Origin of the sequence: Pseudoalteromonas sp. SG43-4, assembly GCF_014164325.1 — a bacterium.
In the GTDB taxonomy this organism is placed as follows: Bacteria; Pseudomonadota; Gammaproteobacteria; order Enterobacterales; family Alteromonadaceae; genus Pseudoalteromonas; species Pseudoalteromonas distincta.
Window position 1 is genome coordinate 1 of sequence record NZ_JACJFB010000075.1, and the last position, 269, is coordinate 269.

Genomic DNA, 269 nt, shown 5'->3' on the forward strand with positions numbered 1-269 from the left:
ACACCGCTTACGACTACATTACTTTGCTCTGCAGTATTAATAACAGCGTCATCACCTGTTGCAACATCAATGCTGGTTACGGCTGTTTTATCGTGAATGGCGGTGTCTGTAGCGGTTGCTGTATTGCCTGCGACATCACTTACCGTGGCTGTGGCGGTTAATTCACCATCGCTTAAGCCTGATAAGTTTGCACCGGTAATTGTGTAAGTATTGTTGGTAACTGTGGCTTCAAAACTGCGCTCATTACCGGCTTCATCTGTTACTACCAC

General features: G+C 46.1%; 1 pseudogene. It reads right to left on the reverse strand.

Annotation, left to right across the window (positions count from 1 at the left end):
* Positions 1–269, reverse strand: a pseudogene (locus H5160_RS20240) (hypothetical protein); the annotation flags it as partial.